The sequence below is a fragment of the Stakelama sediminis genome, assembly GCF_014199335.1.
Classification (GTDB): domain Bacteria; phylum Pseudomonadota; class Alphaproteobacteria; order Sphingomonadales; family Sphingomonadaceae; genus Sphingomonas; species Sphingomonas sediminis.
On the sequence record NZ_JACIJI010000001.1, the window covers coordinates 572451 to 587676 of the forward strand.

Here is a 15226-nt window from a genome sequence, read left to right on the forward strand (position 1 = left end):
GCGCAACGCATGTTCAAATCGACTGACAAACCGACTCGAGAAATCCCAAGCATCGGAAAGCGGGGGGAATTTTCGATCTTCAGCGCGGACGTAACCGTCGCCGGCAATGTGTCGGCTCAGGCGGATTTGCATATCGATGGCCGAATCGAGGGCGATGTCACCTGCCAATCTCTGGTGCTAGGCGCGGGCAGCCATGTGCAAGGCGAAATATGCGCCGACAGCGCCCGTATCGCCGGCACGGTGGAAGGCGGCGTGCGGGTTCGTGATCTGACGATCGAACATGGCGCGCAAGTCACTGGCGATGTCGAATATGAAAATCTGTCTATCGCCACAGGCGCGCGTGTGGACGGCACGCTGCGCCATGTCGGTGCCAATATGCTGAAACAATCTGCCGTCGGCACCAAGAGCGACCATGTCCGGCTGATCGAATCGGCAGCGGAAGCGGGCTGAAGCAGCCACAATATCACACGCAAAAAAATGCGCGGGAAGGACGACCCCTCCCGCGCATTTTTGCTTCAGCCGCTGATCGAGCGATCAGGCGGCGAGTTTACGAAGCACATATTGCAGGATGCCGCCATTCAGGAAATATTCCATCTCATTGGCGGTATCGATGCGGCACAGCGCCTTGAAGGTTTCGTTTGAGCCGTCGGCACGCGTCACCGTCACCTCAACCTCCTGGCGCGGTCTAAGGTCGGCGACACCACGTATTGTGAAGCTTTCGGCGCCATCGAGTTTCAGCGTCTGACGCGAAACCCCTTCCGGAAACTGCAAGGGCAGGACGCCCATCCCGACCAGGTTCGAACGGTGGATACGTTCGAAGCTTTCGGCGATAACAGCGCGAACACCTAGCAGGATGGTGCCCTTGGCTGCCCAGTCGCGGGACGAGCCGGTGCCGTATTCTTTGCCCGCGACGACGACCAGCGGGGTGCCGTCGGCCTTGTGGCGCATGGCGGCGTCGTAGATGGCCATCGTTTCGCCGTCATATCTGGTCATGCCGCCTTCGACACCGGGGACCATTTCATTGCGAATCCGGATATTCGCGAAAGTACCCCGCATCATGACTTCGTGGTTTCCGCGGCGGGAGCCGTAGGAATTGAAGTCTTTGCGGCTAACCTGATGATTTTGCAGGTAAATTCCGGCGGGACTGTCCGCCTTGATGCTGCCGGCGGGGGAGATGTGGTCGGTGGTGACCGAATCGCCGAGGATCGCCAGCGGCTTTGCCTCGATGATGTCGCCGACCGGGGCGGGCGTCATCTGCATCCCTTCGAAATAGGGCGGATTCTGCACATAGGTGGAACCGGCGTTCCACGAATAGGTGTCGGAGCCTTCGACGTCGATCGCCCGCCAGTGTTCGTCACCGGCATAGACATTGCCGTAGCGGTCGCGGAACATGTCGTCGTCGATGTTGGCACCGACCATGTCGGCCACTTCCTGATTGGTCGGCCAGATGTCCTTCAGGAAAACGTCGTTGCCGTCAGTATCCTGCCCGATCGGCGTGGTTTCCATATCCTGGGTCACCGTACCCTTGAGCGCATAGGCGACGACGAGCGGCGGGGAAGCGAGGAAGTTGGCGCGCACGTCGGGCGACACGCGGCCTTCGAAGTTGCGGTTACCCGACAGCACCGACGCGGCGACGATGTCGTTACCGTTGATCGCCTTTGAAATCGGCTCGGCCAGCGGGCCGGAATTGCCGATACAGGTAGTGCAGCCATAGCCGACCAGGTTGAAGCCGAGCGCGTTCAGATCCTCGGTCAGGCCCGATTTGTCGAGATAGTCGGTCACGACCTGCGATCCCGGTGCGAGCGAGGTCTTTACCCAGGGCTTTGGCTTCAGACCCTTTGCCCGTGCCTTGCGCGCGACCAGACCGGCGGCGACCAGCACCGCGGGGTTGGAGGTGTTGGTGCACGATGTGATCGCGGCAATGACAACATCGCCGTCGCCGATATCGTGATCGCGGCCATCGACGGCCACGCGCGCGGGCGCATCCTTTTTATACACGCTGGCAAGGTCGCCGTTGAATACATCATCGACCTGCGGCAGTTCGATGCGGTCCTGCGGACGCTTCGGCCCGGCAAGGCTGGCATGGACGGTCGACATGTCGAGTTCGAGCGTATCGGTGAAGACGGGATCGGTGCGCCCCGCCTCATGCCACATGCCCTGCGCCTGACAATAGGCCTTTACCAGTGCGACGGTTTCGTCGTCGCGCCCGGTGAGGCGCATATAATCGAGCGTCTTTTCATCGATCGGGAAGAAGCCGCAGGTGGCGCCGTATTCGGGCGCCATATTGGCGATGGTCGCACGGTCGGCGAGCGTCAGCGCCTCCAGACCGGGGCCGTAAAATTCGACGAAGCGGCCGACCACGCCCTTGGCACGCAGCATCTGCGTCACCGTCAGCACGAGGTCGGTGGCGGTGATGCCTTCATTGAGCCTGCCGGTCAGTTTGAAGCCGACGACTTCGGGCACCAGCATCGAAATCGGCTGGCCGAGCATTCCGGCCTCCGCCTCGATCCCGCCGACGCCCCAGCCCAGCACGCCGAGGCCGTTGATCATCGTGGTGTGGCTGTCGGTGCCGACCAGCGTGTCGGGATAGGCCACCGGCTGTCCGTCCGGCCCTTCGGACGACCACACGCCCTTGCCGATATATTCGAGGTTCACCTGATGGCAGATGCCGGTGCCCGGCGGCACGGCATGGAATTTATCGAGCGCCTTCGACCCCCATTTCAGGAATTCATAGCGTTCGCCGTTACGCTGATATTCCAGCTCGACATTCTGTTCGAACGCCTTTGGCGTGCCGAATTCGTCGACCATGACCGAATGGTCGATGACGAGATGGACGGGAACCTGCGGATTGATCTTTTCGGCGCTGCCGCCGAGCTTCGTGATCGCATCGCGCATCGCGGCGAGATCGACGACGCAGGGAACGCCGGTAAAATCCTGCAGCAGGACGCGCGCGGGGCGATACTGAATTTCGCGGTCCGAGCGGGCATCCTTTTGCCAGTCGACAATCGCCTGCGCATCGTCGGTGGTGACGGTGGAGCCGTCTTCAAACCGCAGCATGTTTTCGAGCAGCACCTTCATCGAGAAGGGAAGCCGCGAAACATCGCCAAGCTTTTCCGCCGCCTTTGCGAGCGAATAATAGCTGTATTTCTTTCCCCCGACATCCAGCGTGTCGCGGGTGCCGAGCGTATCCTGGCCAATTGCGGTCATATCGAGGCCCTTCCTTCCTTGCCATTTGTCCTGCCAACGCGACGGGGAAGCGGAAGGTCCGCGCGAGCACGCCAGCAATTTCGCGAATGCGAGATTCGTGCGCGCACTTAGCAAGGGGGTGCCGTTTGGGGAAGTGGGTGGTGTCGGGTTTGATGGGGTATCGGTGGAGTGATTGGGGGTGGGGGTGGAGGCGTAACGGAGTTTGGCCAACTTCAGCATGGCTGGTTTGCGCTCTAATAGCTGCCATTCCGTACAAGCATCAGATCGCTCAAAACCTGCCGTTTGTATCGTCGACGTCAACCACATCCTTGGCAAGGCTGAGACAGGAATTCAATCCTCATTGGAAGAACTATTATTCAATAACTTAGAGAATTTCTTTCAGCTGGGACCACTCGGGCTAGCACGCTCATTACTTTGGGTGCAGTTTCCAAGTTCGGCTATTCACAGGCGGCACCGCGGGCGCGACACCGCCCACGATAGGTTAAGAATGTTCAATAGCGGGCAAGGGGAAATCGCCGGTCTTCACGCCTTTGCCGTCGAACCACGTGCAATATGCGTGAATAGGGCCGCCGCCCATATATCCGCTCTCACGAATCGTAGTGATCGTCATCTTTGGGCCACCGGACTTCAAGACTACGGTGTCACCTACATTAAATTGGTCGCTCATTTCGAACTCCTTATGCGGAATGCGCCCCAGCCGAATCTGGGGCGCATTCCTTATGATTACCGGCGCTTCGACGGATCGATCACGCGCTCACGTTCGGTCGTCTTCGGATGACGATTAGCGTAGCGTTCGGTTACGAACTGGCCGCTGCCAGAGTCACGAAATACGGTCTTTCGGGGTCCTTTCGGATTACTCATCTTCAATCTCCATAAAGCAGTTGAACGACGAGACGTTCGCATGGCGTCTTCCTACGACGGTGGGCATCACTGCCCACCGTCGCCTCATCATCGGTTAAACCGGAATGAGGATCGGCCACGCCTTCAGCCCGAAAGCCTTAGCGTAGAGCACCTTGCCGGTGCGCGCGCACTTCCGCCAAGGGCGGAAGATGTAGCGGTATCCCGGCGGCGCTGGCGGGAGTGAACCCGTCGCCATACCACGTCTCCGAGGGGCGATGTCTGCCTTGACAAGGAGACCGAAACGCAATATGCGCGGCGTTGCAACACGGCCGATTCGGCGCTTATCTGAGGCTTCCCTACCGGCGAGCCCCTGTAAGCCCGATAGGAAAAAATGAAGGCCTGAGCCCTGCTCAGGTCTTTTTTTATACGGTAATCTTCCCCTTCCTATTGAGGTATTCGAGGCGATTGCTCGCCGCCTTATAGCCTACGCCGTGGCGATCCATGACAGTATGCACGGTATCAAGTATAGTGAAGAAGCGCGCTGGCATGAGCAATTCGCTCGCAAACTGATTGGCTTGTGGTTCGCTCAATCGATATGCAGGGACCTCTTGGCCGGCAGTTGCTCGCGCTAGGGGAATTTTCGTGTGAATGGCCCAATGGGCCAGTTCGTGTGCGGCTGTAAAACGATCGCGAACTTCGCCTGCCCATGCTCCACGATAAACATCTTCGCGGAGCATGATGCAGGTGCCGTCCGGGTCGGTATAACCTTCCGCCGGCCCCATTTCCGAAGCTTCGACGGGAATTAACGTGAAGTAGTTAAGCGCATTATCCAATACCCGCTCCATCATATCCATGATGGGGGTGTACGGGGTTTGGTCCAAGCCGAACTTCGACCGCCAACCCTGAGCGATTTGCTCAATGTTATCCCAGCTTCTTGCTGGAACGATGAAGTTCTGCCCACTCACTTTGCTTTCCTATCCCTGCTTCCGGTTCAAAATGTCCCGGATATTGTTGAGTTCATCTTCAGTCAGTCCATTCATTCTGCGTGCCAGCAAGCCCGCCGTATCGCGTCCCAGCATAGTATTCGGTTCAATCGTAAAAGCTTTTCGAGCGCGATCTGCGGTCTGTCGCAATCTTTCAGCCACGTCCCATGCCAAACCATATGCCTTAACAACCGATTCTTCGAAGCCGTTGGGCGGTGTCTTCTTTCCAACTTCAACCGCTGAAACGAAAGCGGCGGACTTCTTCAGTTTTTCGGCCATATCAAGCAAACGTTCGTCACGATCGATTCTGATTTTGCGTAGCTCCTTTCCGAGTTCGGTGATCATGACCTTACCTTTCTCCCAGTTTCAAACATTGTAACTGAAACTGAAGAATCTGTCAACCGTTAGGTTGTATTAATCAACCTATATGGTTGAACTGTTGAACGCAAGAGGTTTTATTCCTCGTGCGGCTATTGGTGAGCGCAACGATTCTCGGGTGCGTGCTGCCCGGGTACTGTCTTATCGACTGCGGCGAATTCGCTCGGTTCCAAGACTTTGAAATAGAGTGATCGCCTTTCGTTATTCATATTTTCGCTCTTGCCGTTAAGGCGTAGTGGTCGATACTGCGACCCAAGCTACCCGGCCCAACAGCAGTCGTCAGCCGCCCCCATTTTCCGCTGTCCTACAGCCGTGCTTTTGCGATAGCTGCTCTGCTCCCTTTGGATTGCGGAGCATCGAATCATGCCGAGACCTTCCCCATGGACGGACGCGCTGACGGCGCGGTTTTGCGAAGCCCTGCGCGTGCAGGGCGAGGTCCGGGCGGCGGCGCGCGCGGTGGGGGTGACGGCGGCGAGCGCCTATCGCCGTCGGGCGCGCGATCCGGGCTTTGCGGCGCGCTGGGACGCAGCACTGGCCGAGGCGAAGGCGGCGCGCTGTGCCGGGCGGTCGGCCGATGCGGCGGCGGCCCGGCGGCTGCTCCCCCAATATCGCATGCGCCATGACGGCTGGACGGCGGCGCGGCAGAAGCTGTTCCTGCGCGCGCTGTCCGAAACGGGGTGCGTGCGCGATGCGTGCAAGCGGGCGCGGATATCGTCGACCAGCGCCTATCGCATCCGCAAATCCTCCCCCGCTTTTGCGCGTGCATGGACGCGGGCGCTGGCCAAGGCGCAGCCGACGATCGAGCAGGCGGCCTATGACCGGGCGGTGACGGGATGGGACGAGCCCATCGTTTCGGGCGGCAAGGTGGTGGCGCAGCGGCGGCGCTATTCGGATTCGCTGTTGCGGCTGTTGCTGCTGCGCGAGGAGGCGGGGGATGCCGGTGCGGGGGCGGATGCGGCCCCTGCCCCCGCTGGCGAGGCGCAGGGGGCGGCGCTGCGCGTGCCCGACTTCACCACCGGCATGTGGGGCGACCTGATCGCGCCGGACGGCAGCGTCGCCGATCCGCGCTCCCCGGTGGCGCAGGCCTGGCTGGCGGCGCAGGCGGTGCGGCAGGGCAATGCCGGAGATTGCGACGGATCGGGATGGTGGGCGTGGGATACGCGGCAGGACTGTGTCGTGTATGAAAGCCAGATCGAGGCGAAGCGCGAGGTGCTGCGGCGGCTCGACCGGCTGGCGGCGGGGGAAGCGCGGGCCGGGGGCGCGGATGCCGCAGCCAGTGATCCGCCGCCGGGATAGCGATGGGCCGCAGGGCGTGATGCGGCGCTTTCCTGCAAGCGGCGCATGGTGTTCCGAACGGCTTGCCTCGCGTCGGATTAGCATTTAACGTTAGCGCTACCTAAAAACATACAGGCCGATCGATCCGGCTTAGGAGATGCAGATGAAACCGGGTTCCAAATGGCGGTACGCAGCAGTTGCGGCCGCGCTTCTTTCCACCGCCGCGCTGGCCAAGGACGGACCGGTTGCGCCCAATGGCCGCCATTATCTGTCGCAGCCGCTGGTCACGAGCATCTATACCGCCGATCCGTCCGCGCATGTCTTCAACGGAAAAATCTATATTTATCCGTCGCATGACATCAAGACGAACATTCCCGACGACGATCTGGGCAGCCAATATGCGATGCGCGACTATCGCGTGCTGGAAATGGACCATGTCGGCGGCAAGGTGACGGTCGGGCCGGTCGCGCTGGACGTCGATCAGGTGCCCTGGGCGGCGAAACAGATGTGGGCGCCCGATGCCGCGTACAAGAACGGGACCTATTATCTCTATTTCCCGGCGCGCGACCATCAGGGTATTTTCCGCATCGGCGTCGCTACCTCGAAAAACCCGATGGGACCGTTCAAGGCCGATCCGAAGCCGATCCCCGGTGCCTATTCGATCGACCCGGCGGTGTTCACCGATAGCGACGGCAAGAGCTATATGTATTTCGGCGGCATCTGGGGCGGGCAGCTGCAACGCTGGGTGACGGGGAAATACAATCCCCACGGCTCCGCGACCGACCTGCATCAGGATGACAAGCCCGCGCTGACGGCCAAGGTTGCGATGCTGGCACCGGATATGCAGCATCTCGCCGAAAAACCGCGCGATGTCGTCATTCTGGGCAAGGATGGGAAGCCGGTGACCGGCGGCGAGCATGACAAGCGCTTTTTCGAGGCGTCGTGGATGTTCAAGCGCGACGGCAAATATTATTTCACCTATTCGACCGGCGACACCCATTTCCTCGCCTATGCGATCGGCGACAACCCCTATGGCCCCTTCCACTATAAGGGGCATTTCCTGCTGCCGGTGCAGGGCTGGACGACGCATCAGTCGATCGTGAAGCACAACGGCAAATGGTGGCTGTTCTATGCGGACACCCAGCTTTCGAACAAGAATTCGCTGCGCAACGTCAAGGTGACGCAACTGCACTTCAATCCCGACGGGACGATCCAGACGATCGATCCGTTCACGCACTGAGGCGCCATGTTCCTGGGTATCGATATCGGCACATCGGGTGTCAAAGCGGTCGTTCTGGACGAGCGCGGCAGTGTCGCGGGACAGGGTACCGCCGCGCTGACCGTGCAGCGTCCGCAGCCGCTATGGTCCGAACAGGACCCCGAAGCCTGGTGGAAGGCGACGACCGCCGCGGTGCGCGCGATTGCGCCGGAGGTGCGGCGGTCGGTGCGCGGCATCGGGCTGGCCGGGCAAATGCACGGGGCGACCCTGCTGGGCGCGGACGACCGGCCGCTACGCCCGGCGATCCTGTGGAATGACGGCCGCAGCGACACCGAATGCGCCGAGCTGGAAGCATCGGTGCCCGACCTGCGCGCGATATCGGGCAATATCGCCATGCCGGGCTTTACCGCGCCCAAGCTGCTCTGGGTGCGCAAGCAGGAGCCGGAGGTGTTCGCGCAGGTCAGGACCGTGCTGCTGCCCAAGGATTATGTCCGGCTGTGCATGACCGGCGACAAGGCATCCGACATGTCGGACAGCGCGGGCACGCTGTGGCTGGACGTCGCGGCGCGGCGCTGGAGCGACACGCTGCTTCATGCGACGGGGCTGAGCGAGGCCAATATGCCGCGCCTTGTCGAAGGCAGCGAGATTGCCGGACAGTTGCGCGCGGAGGTTGCCGAAAGCTGGGGCGTGCCGGTCGTGCCGGTGGCGGGCGGCGGCGGCGACAATGCCGCCGGTGCCGCGGGTATCGGCGTTGTCAGCGACGGCGACGCGTTATTGTCGCTCGGCACATCGGGCGTGATCTTCGTCGCCACGCGGGAATTCCGGCCCAACCCGGACCGCGCGGTCCATGCCTTTTGCCACTGCCTGCCCGATCTGTGGCACCAGATGTCGGTGCATCTGTCGGCGGCGTCCTGCGTCGACTGGGCGGCGCGGCTGACCGGCACGACCAGCGTGGCCGACCTGTTCGCGCTGGCCGAATCGAGCGGTGTCGCCAGCGGACCGGAGCTTTTCCTCCCCTATCTCTCCGGCGAGCGCACGCCGCATAACGATGCCCGCGTGCGCGGCGCGTTCCTGCGGCTCGACAACGATACCGACCCTGCCCGGCTGGCACAGGCGGTGCTGGAGGGCGTCGCCTTCGCGCTGGCCGACGGGCTGGACGCGCTGCGCGACGCCGGAACGACCGTCGAGCAGTTGAGCGTGATCGGCGGCGGTGCGCGCTCCAGCTATTGGGGGTCGATCCTGGCGGCCGCGTTCGACACCCGGCTGGTCTATCTGAAAGGCGGCGAAGTCGGCCCCGCACTGGGGGCGGCCCGCCTGGCCCAGATTGCCGTCGACGGCGGCAGCGCCGCCGATGTCTGCACACCCCCGCCGGTGGCCCGCACCGTCGATCCCGACGCGGCGCTGGTCGCCGCGCTTTCCGAAAAGAAACAGGCGTTCAAGGACGCCTATCCCCGCATTACGCCCAAGAAAGGTTCATGATGTCCGCCACCGATTATTTCAGCGAAATTGGCCCCGTTACCTATCAGGGGCCGGATGCCACCGATGAGCTTGCCTATCGTTTCTATGACAAGGACCGGATGGTGCTCGGCAAGCGGATGGAGGACCATCTGCGCTTGTCGGTGTGTTTCTGGCACACTTTCTGCTGGCCCGGCAGCGATGTGTTCGGCCCCGGCACCTTTGACCGCCCCTGGCTGGCCAATGCCCACACGCCGGAAGGTGCCGCCGACAAGCGCACCGTCGGGTTCGATTTCGTCAAGCGGCTGGGCGTGCCCTATTACTGTTTCCACGATGTCGACGTGATGGCGCAGGCCCATAATGTCAGCGAATATAACCGCTATTTCGGCGAAGCAGTCGATCATCTGGAAAAGCTTCAGAGCGAAACCGGCATCGGCCTGTTGTGGGGCACCGCCAACCTGTTCAGCGATCCGCGCTATGCCGCCGGTGCCGCGACCAGCCCCTTCCCCGAAGTCTATGCCTGGGGGGCGCTTCAGGTGCGTTCGGCGCTGGAGGCGACCCACCGGCTGGGCGGCGCCAATTATGTGCTGTGGGGCGGTCGCGAAGGCTATGAAACGCTGCACAATACCGACCTGAAGCGCGAGCTGGACAATTTCGGCCGTTTCCTGTCGCTGGTCGTCGAGCACAAGCACAAGATCGGGTTCAAGGGCACGATCCTGATCGAACCCAAGCCGTTCGAGCCGACCAAGCATCAATATGATTTCGACACCGCGACGGTGTACGGTTTCCTGAAGCGCTATGGCCTAGAGGACGAAGTGTGTGTGAATATCGAGGCGAACCACGCGACGCTGGCCAGCCACACGTTCGAGCATGAGCTGGCGACCGCGAACGCGCTGGGCATTTTCGGTTCTATCGACGCCAATCGCGGCGATCCGCAAAATGGCTGGGACACCGACCAGTTCCCCAATTCCGTGCCCGAAATGACGCTGGCGATGATCGAGGTGATCCGCGCGGGCGGCTTCACCACCGGCGGCTTCAACTTCGATTCGAAGGTGCGCCGCCAGTCGGTCGATGCGGTCGATATCTTCCACGGCCATGTCGGCGCCATCGACGTACTGGCCCGCGCGCTGCTCAACGCCGAAGCGATCATCGCGGACGGTCGCCTCGACCAGTTCAAGAAGGAGCGCTACGCCGGATGGGACGGCGAGCTGGGTCAGGCCATCGGCCAGAAAAACCTGTCCGAAATCGCCGATCTCGCAGTCGAACGCGACCTGAATCCCAAGCCGGTTTCGGGGCGTCAGGAGCGGTTGGAAAACCTGATCAACCGCTTCGTCTGACCGCCACAGCTTCCTTGCCTCGCGCCGTCGTCCGATTGTGGCGGCGGCGCTTTTTTTGGGGAACCTATATCAATAGCTACCCACATAGGTTCTCGTTAACCCAACGGTCACATCGGCCCTATAAGGAACGTTCTTGGACGATGGCTCGTTGACAACCCGAAAGTCTAGCGCCACTTATGCTGCTGATACCTGAAGGGTGATTTATGACATTCCATGATAAGCGCTTGATGGCGGCTAACCGGAGCGTCAACAGGTTCCGTAGGCGCCGCCTGCTCCAGCAAGGAGCTGGGACGATCAATCTTTGGAGCGCAATGCCGTCGATTGAGATGGGCGATATTGCGGACGATTGGAACGCGGTTGGTGCTGATTTGCGTAGGGCTCTTACCGTTTACGCCGACGAACGTGGCTGATCCAGACCGCCCCGCTCAGTCTGAGGGAATGCATTCACCAACTCAAGAAATCGTATCTAAGCTTAAGCCACTTCTCCGCCCCGAAAAGAGGGGGGAAGCTGAGCTCTTGATAGGCACGGTTCTCCATAAATTTCATAGCGGCCCGCTCCCAGCGCCCGAGGACTTGGCTCACTATGATGAAATTAGTCCCGGTGCCGCTGACCGCATTATCACCATGGCCGAAGATAATATGAAGCATCGGCACGCCATGGAAAGCGGTTTGGTGAAAAGCGAATATGGGCTCCGGACGCGAGGGCAATGGTTTCCCTGACAGCACTCTTTGCGATGCTCGCCGTGATCGCATTCACGTTTTGGCTAGGTCAGCCAATCGCTGGTTCTGTGCTCGGCGGTGCAACGCTTATTGCAATTACAGGGATGTTTCTTGGGCGCGACAGAGGCGTCACAGAACAGGAGCCAACGCCGCCTGCCCCTAAGCCCTCTCGTCGCCCAAAGAGGCGCAAGTAGCCTAATCAATAATCCGATTTATCTCGTCGAACAGGTATGGAGCCACTGTGATGGCCTTTTGGCGGGACGTAACCCGCTTGAAGTATTCAATGTCGTCACACATTTCCATGATGCCCTCTACCTTGCCGATCTGGCGAGTCAGGATGGTTCGGCCCTCGCCAGTTAGCCACTGATGGAACCGTGCACGGCGCTTGCCCTCATCGGTGATATTCAGCTTGTCGAGTTCCGCTTTCACGTAGCCGTGCTCGATAGGGTCATAGACGTATTTGTTGATAAACCTGCCGTAGTATTGAGGGGGAGGATATCGACTGGTCGGGCATCGGCGCGGTGATCGCGAAGGATGCCGGTCTCTGACCCCATAGTGCGCAACTGCACAGGTTGCCGGACAGTCATGGAGCGCTTAAGCGCACGCCATGCCCCTGTTGTCACGGTACGCTGACCATCTGGACGGTCTGAAACGCATTGCCCGGCTGCGCAGCCTGAACCCGCGCACCGGGCTGGATTTCGCGTCCAACGACTATCTGGCGCTGGCCGACAGCGACGCGTTGCGCGACGCGGCGCGCGCGGCGCTGGAGCGCGGGGTGCCGACCGGGTCCGGCGGATCGCGGCTGCTGCGCGGCAACCATCCCGAACATGCGACGCTGGAGGCGGAGGCCGCCACGCTGTTCGGGGCGCAGGCCGCATTGTTCTTCGGCAGCGGGTTCGCCGCCAATGCCGCGCTGCTCGCCACCCTGCCGCAAACCGGCGACCATATTTTCCACGACGCGCTGATCCATGCCAGCAGCCATGACGGGATGCGGCTGGCGCGCTGTGCCGCGACCGGCTTTGCCCATAACGACCCCGACGCCGCCGACCGGGCGATTGCCGCATGGCGCCGGGACGGCGGCACCGGCACGCCGTGGATCGCGGTCGAGAGCCTGTACAGCATGGACGGCGACCGTGCACCGCTGACCGACCTCTTGGCCGTCGCCCGCCGCCATGAGGCGATGCTGGCGATCGACGAGGCCCATGCAGGCGGCGTGTTCGGGCCGCGCGGCACCGGGCTGGCCGCGGGGCTGGCGGGCGAGGAGCGGGTCGTGCGGCTGGTGACGCTGGGCAAGGCCTATGGGTGCGAGGGCGCGCTGCTGCTGCTCCCCGCCGTGCTGCGCGACATGCTGGTCAACCGCGCGCGCGGGTTCATTTTCTCGACCGCCCCTTCCCCGCTGATGGCGGCGGTGGCGCGCGCGTCGCTGGCGCTGGTGGCCGGGGGCGACGCGATGCGGGCCGAACTGACGGAACTGGTCGCCTATGCAGGCGAAAGGCTGGAGCCGCTGGGCGCCGTGGCATCGGGATCGTCGATCCTGCCGCTGATTCTGGGCGAGGATGCCCGCGCCATGGCGGTCGCGGAAGCGTTGCAGCGGCGCGGGTTCGACGTGCGCGGCATTCGCCCGCCGACCGTTCCCGCCGGGACCGCGCGGCTGCGCATCGCCGTCACCCGCAATATCGACCGCGCCGCCATCGATGCGCTGGCGGACGCGCTGAAGGAGAGCATGGCATGACCCGCATCGTCGTCACCGGCACCGATACCGGCATCGGCAAGACGGTGTTCGCCGCCGCCCTGACCGGGGCGCTGGGCGCGCACTATTGGAAGCCGATTCAGTCGGGGCTGGAGGATGAGGAGGATTCGCACGCGGTCGCGCGGCTGTCGGGCCGTCCGGCGGACACGATCCTGCCGCCCGCCTATCGCCTCAACACGCCGTGCTCCCCCCACCGCGCGGCGGAGATTGACGGGGTGACGATTGCCGACGATGCGCTGGCGCTGCCCGAAACGCCCGGCCCGCTGGTCGCGGAGGGCGCTGGCGGGGTGCTGGTGCCGGTGCGCCGCGACCTGCTGTTCGCCGACCTGTTCGCGCGCTGGCAGGTGCCGGTGGTACTGGTCGCGCGCACCATGCTGGGCACGATCAGCCACAGCCTGACCGCGATCGAGGCGCTGCGCAGCCGGGGCGTGCCGACCCGCGGGATCGCGTTCGTCGGCGACCCCGAACCCGACAGCGAAGCCACCATCTGCGAGATCGGGGGCGTCAAGCGGCTGGGCCGCCTGCCGCGCCTCAACCCGCTGACGCCCGAAGCCCTTGCATCCACCTTCACCGAGCATTTCAACCCGGACGATTTCGCATGACCTCCCCTGTCTGGCACCCCTTTACCCAGCACGGATTGCGCGAGCCGATCCCGCAGATCGCGCGGGCCGAGGGCGCGAGCCTGTGGACGAAGGACGGCACGCATTTCCTCGACGCCATCTCGTCCTGGTGGGTGACGACGCACGGCCATTGCCATCCGCGCATCATGGCGGCGATTGCCGAACAGGCGGGCAGGCTGGACCAGATCATCTTTGCCGGGTTCACGCATGAGCCCGCCGAAACGCTGGCGGCGGGGCTGATCGCCATGATGCCAGAACCGCTGGCGCATGTGTTCTTTTCCGACAGCGGATCGACCAGTGTCGAGGTCGCGCTGAAAATGGCGCTGGGATACTGGGTCAATCGCGGCGCGCCGCGCCACCGGATCGCGGTGATGGAGTCGAGCTATCACGGCGACACGATCGGCGGCATGTCGGTGGGCGAGCGGGGCGTGTATAACCGGCCGTACCAGCCGCTGCTGTTCGATGTGACGGCGCTGCCCTTCCCTGCCGCCGGAGCGGAGCAGGCAACGCTCGACGCGCTGGAGGCGGCGTGCACCGGCGACGAGCCGCTCGCCGCGCTGATTGTCGAGCCGCTGGTGCTGGGCGCGGGCGGGATGCGCTTTTACGGGCCGGAGACGCTGGCGGCGATGCGCGAAATCTGCATGCGCCACAATGTGCTGTTCATTGCCGATGAAGTGATGACCGGATGGGGGCGGACCGGCACGCTGCTCGCCTGCGAACAGGCCGGGGTGGTGCCCGATATCGTCTGCCTGTCCAAGGGGATTACCGGTGGCGCGGTGCCGCTGGCGGTGACGCTTGCGACGCCGGAAATTTTCGACGCGCATTATTCCACCGACAAGGCGGACATGTTCTTCCATTCGTCGAGCTATACCGCCAATCCGATTGCCTGTGCCGCGGCGTGCGCCAATCTGGACATCTGGCGCGAGGAGCCGGTGCGTGAACGCATCGCGACGCTGACCGAGCGGCAGGCGTTGCGGCTGGCGGCACTGGCAGAGCACCCGGCGGTGCACGGTGCGCGACAGGCGGGCACGATCACCGCGCTGGAGGTCGGCGATGCGAACGGCACCTATCTCTCCGCCGTCGGCCCGAAACTCGCCGCGCATTTCCGCGCGCAGGGCATGCTGCTGCGCCCGCTGGGCAACACCGTCTATGTCATGCCCCCCTATTGCATCACCGAGGCCGAACTGGATGCGGTGTATGCGGCGATTGCGAGCGGCATCGATGCGTGTGGGTGATTTTCCGTTCTCATGAGGTGCGCCGCCCAGGCCCGGCGGGGGTCGGGTCATCAAGGCAGAAGAATCGCAGACATACCGCCAACAGCACTCTGGAACTTTTCGACGCCTTTCGTGCGGGTTTTGCGGTTTCGGCGCCCCCCGTATTTTTGATGCCTGCCCATGCGCAATCAGATGCTTCGAAACCGATCCCGGCGTATGAAAGCAGGA

The 15226-nt window shown here is 62.6% G+C and carries 13 protein-coding genes and 1 pseudogene; 9 read left to right on the forward strand and 5 right to left on the reverse strand.

The features are described from left to right. Positions 1 to 9 precede the first annotated feature (9 nt). Positions 10 to 450 (forward strand): bactofilin family protein, encoded by a 441-nt coding sequence (locus FHR23_RS02930; RefSeq protein WP_184001416.1) that lies wholly within the window; start codon positions 10 to 12, stop codon positions 448 to 450. An 84-nt stretch (positions 451 to 534) separates the two neighbouring features. On the opposite strand, the gene acnA is transcribed toward FHR23_RS02930, so the two are convergent. From acnA to FHR23_RS02955, 4 genes are all read right to left on the reverse strand, one after another. Beyond that, positions 535 to 3207: an aconitate hydratase AcnA gene (gene acnA / locus FHR23_RS02935; RefSeq protein ID WP_184001417.1), complete on the reverse strand. Its 2673-nt coding sequence runs from the start codon at positions 3205 to 3207 to the stop codon at positions 535 to 537. Positions 3208 to 3688: 481 nt separating this feature from the next. Next, positions 3689 to 3874: a YodC family protein gene (locus FHR23_RS02940; protein WP_184001418.1), complete on the reverse strand. Its 186-nt coding sequence runs from the start codon at positions 3872 to 3874 to the stop codon at positions 3689 to 3691. A gap of 595 nt (positions 3875 to 4469) precedes the next feature. Then, positions 4470 to 5012: an ImmA/IrrE family metallo-endopeptidase gene (locus tag FHR23_RS16755; protein ID WP_221227330.1), complete on the reverse strand. Its 543-nt coding sequence runs from the start codon at positions 5010 to 5012 to the stop codon at positions 4470 to 4472. Between the two features lie 9 nt (positions 5013 to 5021). Next, the gene (locus FHR23_RS02955; protein WP_184001420.1) at positions 5022 to 5375 is read right to left on the reverse strand and encodes a helix-turn-helix domain-containing protein; all 354 of its coding nucleotides are present in this window, start codon (positions 5373 to 5375) and stop codon (positions 5022 to 5024) included. Positions 5376 to 5771: 396 nt separating this feature from the next. Between FHR23_RS02955 and FHR23_RS02960 the strand changes: the two genes are divergently transcribed. The 5 genes from FHR23_RS02960 (at position 5772) to FHR23_RS16805 (ending at position 11414) form a co-directional block, all read left to right on the forward strand. Next, positions 5772 to 6704 (forward strand): hypothetical protein, encoded by a 933-nt coding sequence (locus FHR23_RS02960; protein WP_184001421.1) that lies wholly within the window; start codon positions 5772 to 5774, stop codon positions 6702 to 6704. Positions 6705 to 6846: 142 nt separating this feature from the next. Next, positions 6847 to 7923 (forward strand): glycoside hydrolase family 43 protein, encoded by a 1077-nt coding sequence (locus FHR23_RS02965; protein ID WP_246359670.1) that lies wholly within the window; start codon positions 6847 to 6849, stop codon positions 7921 to 7923. A gap of 6 nt (positions 7924 to 7929) precedes the next feature. Next, positions 7930 to 9381, forward strand: coding sequence for a xylulokinase (gene xylB / locus FHR23_RS02970; RefSeq protein WP_184001423.1), 1452 nt, complete (start codon positions 7930 to 7932; stop codon positions 9379 to 9381). Then, positions 9378 to 10694: a xylose isomerase gene (gene xylA / locus FHR23_RS02975; protein WP_425506339.1), complete on the forward strand. Its 1317-nt coding sequence runs from the start codon at positions 9378 to 9380 to the stop codon at positions 10692 to 10694. Before xylB ends, xylA begins: the two co-directional genes overlap by 4 nt. A gap of 438 nt (positions 10695 to 11132) precedes the next feature. After that, positions 11133 to 11414: a DUF2335 domain-containing protein gene (locus FHR23_RS16805; protein WP_425506349.1), complete on the forward strand. Its 282-nt coding sequence runs from the start codon at positions 11133 to 11135 to the stop codon at positions 11412 to 11414. Positions 11415 to 11609: 195 nt separating this feature from the next. On the opposite strand, the pseudogene FHR23_RS02985 reads toward FHR23_RS16805, so the two are convergent. After that, a pseudogene (locus tag FHR23_RS02985) lies at positions 11610 to 11894 on the reverse strand (hypothetical protein); the annotation flags it as partial. Positions 11895 to 12021: 127 nt separating this feature from the next. On the opposite strand from FHR23_RS02985, the gene FHR23_RS02990 reads away from it, so the two are divergent. Genes FHR23_RS02990 through FHR23_RS03000 form a run of 3 tightly spaced genes read left to right on the forward strand, consistent with a single transcriptional unit; the run spans position 12022 to position 15019 of the window. Continuing rightward, the gene (locus FHR23_RS02990; RefSeq protein ID WP_184001425.1) at positions 12022 to 13146 is read left to right on the forward strand and encodes an 8-amino-7-oxononanoate synthase; all 1125 of its coding nucleotides are present in this window, start codon (positions 12022 to 12024) and stop codon (positions 13144 to 13146) included. After that, on the forward strand, positions 13143 to 13766 hold the full coding sequence (gene bioD, locus FHR23_RS02995; protein WP_184001426.1) for a dethiobiotin synthase: 624 nt from the start codon (positions 13143 to 13145) through the stop codon (positions 13764 to 13766). The genes FHR23_RS02990 and bioD overlap by 4 nt, the downstream gene beginning before the upstream one ends. Beyond that, a complete protein-coding gene (locus FHR23_RS03000; protein WP_184001427.1) occupies positions 13763 to 15019 on the forward strand; it encodes an adenosylmethionine--8-amino-7-oxononanoate transaminase in 1257 nt (418 codons plus the stop codon). Before bioD ends, FHR23_RS03000 begins: the two co-directional genes overlap by 4 nt. Positions 15020 to 15226 lie beyond the last annotated feature (207 nt).